The sequence below is a fragment of the Streptomyces sp. NPDC057543 genome (genome assembly GCF_042801895.1).
Lineage (GTDB): Bacteria > Actinomycetota > Actinomycetes > Streptomycetales > Streptomycetaceae > Streptomyces.
The window spans coordinates 1-2,449 of the sequence record NZ_JBHVFF010000534.1 but is presented as its reverse complement, the minus strand read 5'-3'; the positions used below and the strand labels follow the sequence as shown (position 1 = coordinate 2,449).

Below are 2,449 nucleotides of genomic sequence, written 5' to 3'. Positions count from 1 at the left end.
GTGCGTCGTCGCGTTCCGCCTCGCGGTCGCGGCGGCGCTGCGCCGCCGGACGCGGCGCTTCGAGACGGTGGTCCTCGCCACGCCGGCCGAGCATCTCCGCGCCCGCCGCCATGGTCGGCTCCCAGTCGAAGACGACCGCGTTGTCCTCGGCGCCGATGGCCACGCCGTCGCCCGCCCGGGCGCCGGCCTTCATCAACTCGTCCTCGACACCGAGACGGTTGAGCCGGTCGGCCAGGTAGCCGACGGCCTCGTCGTTGTTGAAGTCGGTCTGCCGGACCCAGCGTTCCGGCTTCTCGCCGCGCACCCGGTAGAGGCCGTCCTCCTCCTGACTGACGGTGAAGCCCGCGTCGTCGACGGCCTTCGGGCGGATGACGATACGGGTCGCCACCTCCACGGGCTTGGCCGCGCGAGCCTCGGCGATGACACCCGCGAGCGCGAAGGAGAGTTCCTTCAGGCCGATGCGGGCGACGGCGGACGCCTCGAAGACGCGGTAGCCGCGCGCCTCCAGATCCGGGCGGATCATGTCGGCGAGGTCCTGGCCGTCCGGGATGTCGATCTTGTTGAGGACGACGATGCGGGGCCGGTCCTCCAGGCCTCCGTACTGCTTCAGCTCCTCCTCGATCATGTCGAGGTCGGAGACCGGGTCGCGGTCGGACTCCAGCGTCGCGGTGTCCAGGACGTGCACGAGCACCGAGCAGCGCTCCACGTGCCGCAGGAACTCCAGGCCGAGGCCCCGGCCCTGGCTGGCGCCCGGGATGAGGCCCGGGACGTCGGCGATGGTGTAGACGGTGCTGCCCGCGGTGACCACGCCGAGGTTCGGGACGAGGGTCGTGAACGGGTAGTCGGCGATCTTCGGCTTGGCCGCCGACAGGACGGAGATCAGCGAGGACTTTCCGGCGCTCGGGTAGCCCACCAGCGCGACGTCGGCGACGGTCTTGAGCTCCAGGACGATGTCGCGGGCCTCACCGGGCTCGCCGAGCAGCGCGAAGCCGGGGGCCTTGCGGCGGGCGGAGGCCAGTGCGGCGTTGCCGAGGCCGCCGCGGCCGCCCTGTCCGGCGACGAACGTGGTGCCCTGGCCGACCAGGTCGGCCAGTACGTTGCCGTTCCGGTCGAGCACGACCGTACCGTCGGGCACCGGCAGGACCAGGTCCTGCCCGTCCTTGCCGGAGCGGTGGTCGCCCGCGCCCGGCTGGCCGTTGGTGGCCTTGCGGTGGGGGCTGTGGTGGTAGTCGAGGAGGGTGGTGACGGCCTGGTCGACGACCAGGGTCACATCGCCGCCGCGGCCGCCGTTGCCGCCGTCCGGACCGCCGAGCGGTTTGAACTTCTCACGGTGTACGGAGGCGCAGCCGTGGCCCCCGTTACCCGCGGCGACATGCAGCTCGACGCGGTCCACGAAGGTGGTCATGGTTGGAACCTCCAGTTACATACATGCAGAAATGTCTCACTCGTGCCGTCCCGCACAGGGGAAAGCCGTCTCTCATGGGAGAAACACGCGAAAGGCGGACCCGCTTCCCGTACGGGAAGTGAGGTCCGCCTCCGCAGAAACCGCTCGACGAGCGCCGAAAATCAGCCGGCGATCGGAACGATGTTCACGACCTTGCGGCCACGGTGCGTGCCGAACTCGACCGCACCGGCGGCGAGTGCGAACAGCGTGTCGTCGCCACCACGGCCGACGCCCGTGCCCGGGTGGAAGTGGGTGCCACGCTGGCGGACCAGGATCTCACCGGCGTTGACGGCCTGACCGCCGAAGCGCTTCACGCCGAGCCGCTGAGCATTGGAATCGCGCCCGTTCCGGGTGGACGATGCGCCCTTCTTGTGTGCCATGTCTCCTCAGTCCCTTACTTCGCAGCCGCGGGGATACCGGTGACCTTGATCGCCGTGTACTGCTGACGGTGACCCTGGCGACGGCGGTAGCCGGTCTTGTTCTTGTAGCGAAGGATGTCGATCTTCGCGCCCTTGTGGTGGTCCACGACCTCGGCCTGGACCTTGATCCCGGCCAGCACCCACGGGTCGCTGGTCACGGCGTCGCCGTCGACCACGAGCAGGGTCGAGAGCTCGACCGTGTCGCCGACCTGGGCAGTGGAAATCTTGTCAACCTCAACGATGTCACCGACAGCAACCTTGTGCTGGCGGCCACCGCTGCGCACGATGGCGTACACGCGGATCTCTCTCTCGCTCGGAACGGATCCCCTGATGCCAGCCGCCCGCACAGGCCGAAGCCCGCGACGATCCGGAAGGATGAGCGGCCTCTCCTGACGGACGGGTCCAGCAGGAGGAATGTGCTCAGGGGTGGGTGCATAAGGACACACACCAGGGATCGACTGTACGGGGCGGGGTTCGGGGGGGTCAAACCGGAGCGGCCCCGCACATCCACGACGCCCGGAGGACCGGCGACCCGACGTCCGGGCCCGGGGATCCCGATACGCCGAAAGGCCCGCCGCGGGAGCGG

3 protein-coding genes are annotated in these 2,449 nt (G+C 69.7%); all 3 read right to left on the bottom strand.

What is annotated here, in order from left to right; translation table 11 throughout:
* A partial coding sequence (gene obgE / locus ACFU8Q_RS40990) for a GTPase ObgE (RefSeq protein WP_384465168.1) occupies positions 1-1,405 on the bottom strand: 1,405 nt, incomplete at its 3' end.
* A gap of 161 nt (positions 1,406-1,566) precedes the next feature.
* The gene (gene rpmA, locus ACFU8Q_RS40985) at positions 1,567-1,824 is read right to left on the bottom strand and encodes a 50S ribosomal protein L27 (RefSeq protein WP_018103204.1); all 258 of its coding nucleotides are present in this window, start codon (positions 1,822-1,824) and stop codon (positions 1,567-1,569) included.
* 14 nt (positions 1,825-1,838) lie between these two features.
* Positions 1,839-2,159 (bottom strand): 50S ribosomal protein L21, encoded by a 321-nt coding sequence (rplU, locus tag ACFU8Q_RS40980; protein WP_030921216.1) that lies wholly within the window; start codon positions 2,157-2,159, stop codon positions 1,839-1,841.
* Positions 2,160-2,449: the final 290 nt, after the last annotated feature.

Excerpts from the sequence above, each read along its gene's own strand:
- rpmA (WP_018103204.1), bottom strand. The coding sequence starts at position 1,824 with ATGGCACACAAGAAGGGCGCATCGTCCACCCGGAACGGGCGCGATTCC.